The sequence below is a fragment of the Streptomyces sp. 15-116A genome, assembly GCF_025290915.1.
In the GTDB taxonomy this organism is placed as follows: Bacteria; Actinomycetota; Actinomycetes; order Streptomycetales; family Streptomycetaceae; genus Streptomyces.
Genome location: NZ_JAOCQE010000461.1, coordinates 1 through 2875, shown reverse-complemented (window position 1 = coordinate 2875; position 2875 = coordinate 1). Strand labels below are relative to the sequence as shown.

Sequence of the window (2875 nt, the reverse complement as noted above, 5' to 3'; positions counted from 1 at the left end):
GGATGCGAGCCCGAGCGCCGGCGGCGACGGCTCACCCAGCCAGGCCGTACGCACGGACGGCCCGGAGGAAGTCACCCCGGGCGCCGACGGCACGGGCGGGGCGAGCGCGGGCGGGGACAGCACGAGCGCGGACGGCTCGCACTCCCCCGGCGGGAACGACGCGGGCACCGGCCCCGAGGCCGCCCAGGGTGAGGAGAACAAGGTCAACACACCCGGAGGGGAACGGCAGCCGCGTCACCCCGGTATCCGGCGGGTGCTCGCGGAGGCGCGCGGCTACATCGACGCGCCGCCGCCCCTCGGACGGGTCCGTTCGTCGTTCGCGCCGGGTGGCGCGCGCACGCTGCGTGCGGATGGTCCCGGGTGGTCCCTGGTGGCCCGGACCGACGACATCGCCTTCGTCCTGCTCGACGACGAACCCGGCGAGGTCCTCCCGATCGGCCGCGGCCCCGAACTGCCGGGGCTTCTGGAGGCCCTCGACAAGATGGCCGTGCGGCCTCTCTGAGCACAGGCGGGGCCTCCGGAAGGCCGGAGGGAAGGGAACCCGCGCACAAGATCCCGGTGTGCCGGGTGTCTTGAACCGCCACGCACCGGCGCCGTTCCATGTGGCGACAACCCATCGATGACGGCGGGGTCGGGCCCCCACCATGGGGCAGCTGTGCGCAGCAACAGCTGCCCCTCTGCCCCTTTCCGTCCCTTCCGGAGGCCGTCATGCGCCCGTCCCGCGGCGTTCCCCTGCTCGCCCTCGCCCTCGCCTCGGCCGCCCTCACCGCACCGGCTCCGGCCGCCGCGGCGGGCGAGGGGCACTGCGCCCGCCAGGACCGTGTCCGGGTGCCGGGCGCGGCCCATCAGCGCAGCGCCTGTCTGGCGGACCTGACCACGGCGGGGCTCGCCGGCACCCCGTACACCGACATGGCCGACCAGGCGGGGCTGACGGCCGCGGCCACCCGGTCGCCGTCGGGCGTGCCCGGGGTGCAGATCGACGGCTACTTCCCGGACTCCTCCCGCTTCAACAACACCCACGGCTGGCGGCACGACGCGCAGTTCGTGATCCGGCTGCCCGACCGCTGGAACGGCGGGCTGGTGGTGACCGGCGCACCCGGGACACGCAAGCAGTACGCCACGGACAAGGCGATCTCCGACCACGTGCTGGCACGGGGGTACGCGTACGCCTCGACCGACAAGGGCAACAGCGGGGTCGACTTCTACCGGGACGGCCGCCGGCCCGGCGACGCGATCGCCGAGTGGAACACGCGGACCACCCAGCTCACCCGCGCCGCCAAGCGCGCCGTGGCCCAGCGCTACGGCCACGCCCCGCGCCGCACCTACATGACCGGCATCTCCAACGGCGGTTACCTCACCCGCTGGCAGCTGGAGAACCACCCCGAGCTGTACGACGGCGGCGTGGACTGGGAGGGCGCGCTGTGGACCGCAGACGGGCCGAACCTGCTCACCTCCCTGCCGACGACGGTGGCCCGGATGCTGGGAGCGGCCCGGGACGAGGACCTCCACGCGGTGGGCTTCGCGCCCGGCTCCGAGTTCCTGTGGCCGTACCACGAGAAGGCCTACTGGGGCCTGACGCAGAAGATCTACCGCGCGGAGTTCGACCCGGCCTACGATCCCGCGTGCCCGGGCCCCTCCGTCGGCAGCACGACGGAGCAGATCCTCGCGCCCTGTGCCTCCGACGCCGCCTACGACTACGCCGCGCGTCCCGCCTCCGTGCACCGGGCCGTGGCCCGGGTGGCGCTGAGCGGGCGCATCGGGCGGCCGCTGATCACCCTGCACGGCGATCTGGACGCGCTGCTGCCCAAGTCGGCCGACTCCGATGTGTACGCCCGCATGATCGACGCGACCGGGCGGGGCGGACTGCACCGCTACTACACCGTGCAGGGCGGCACACACGTCGACGGGCTGTACGACACGTATCCGGACCGGCTGCGGCCGATCCTGCCCTGTCACCGGTCGGCGTTCGACGCCCTGGTCGCATGGGTGGAGCGCGGAGTCAGGCCGCCCGCGGACCGCACGATCGGCAGGCCCGCGGACGGCGACGTGTCGACTCCTGCGCGCTGGGGAGTGATGAGGCGGTCGAGCGCTAGCGCCTCAGCGGCCCAGCTCCTTGCGGGAGACGCGGCGCAGCCTGCGTCGCTGTGCGGGGTCAAGGGCGAGGTACGCGGCGGCCGGGACGCCCAGGACTATCAGCAGGGCGGCCCACCAGGGCAGCCAGATGAGCAGGATGAGCCCGGCCGCCACTCCCCCCGCGGCGATCTTCGCGTTCTTCGACATGAGTGTCGCCTCCTTCGCGGCCACTGCCGCTCTCTGTCGTGAAAACGGCCTCGCGCCGCCGGCGGTTCCGGACCGCGACCCTGAGACGTCCCTGAGGCGCGGCCCCTAGGGCTTCCCGGTCACCCACCCATGGTGTCCCGGCTCACACCCTGGGCATACCCGGTCGACGCCGATCGTGCTGTACCCTCGGCGACTCCGGCTTCACTAGTCAAGTTTGAGGACCAAGTCATCACCGCGCAGACGACTCCGCCCGCTCCGCCGTTCATCCTCTCCGACTTGTCCGAACTCGCCCACTGCTTCGCCGTGTTCGTGCCCGGCGATCCCGCCCGCACCGGCGAGATCGCCTTCTGGCGTCCCGACGGCTCGCCTCCCCCGGCCGCGGCGCCGGGGCACATCGAGGAGCTGACCGTCGTCGTGCCGGGGGCGGACGGTGCCGAGGCGGTGGTGGTGCCCGCGCTGCTGGTTCCGGTGCGCGCCGCCCTGCCCGTCCTCACGCGCGCGCGTGCCGGGCGTCATGGGCACCGGGCCGCCGTTTTCTGGGGCGCCGCCGCCGTGCACGCCCTGCATCTCGTGGCCCGCGGCCTGCTGCTGCCCG

1 protein-coding gene and 3 pseudogenes are annotated in these 2875 nt (G+C 73.8%); 3 read left to right on the top strand and 1 reads right to left on the bottom strand.

Going from position 1 to position 2875, the window contains the following annotated elements; all coding sequences use genetic code 11:
- Positions 1-502 (top strand): annotated as a pseudogene (locus N4P33_RS34365) (hypothetical protein); the annotation flags it as partial.
- A 206-nt stretch (positions 503-708) separates the two neighbouring features.
- Positions 709-2093 (top strand): annotated as a pseudogene (locus tag N4P33_RS34360) (tannase/feruloyl esterase family alpha/beta hydrolase).
- A 4-nt stretch (positions 2094-2097) separates the two neighbouring features.
- Here the strand turns inward: N4P33_RS34360 and N4P33_RS34355 are convergent.
- The gene (locus tag N4P33_RS34355; protein WP_030822433.1) at positions 2098-2280 is read right to left on the bottom strand and encodes a hypothetical protein; all 183 of its coding nucleotides are present in this window, start codon (positions 2278-2280) and stop codon (positions 2098-2100) included.
- Between the two features lie 129 nt (positions 2281-2409).
- On the opposite strand from N4P33_RS34355, the pseudogene N4P33_RS34350 reads away from it, so the two are divergent.
- A pseudogene (locus N4P33_RS34350) lies at positions 2410-2875 on the top strand (hypothetical protein); the annotation flags it as partial.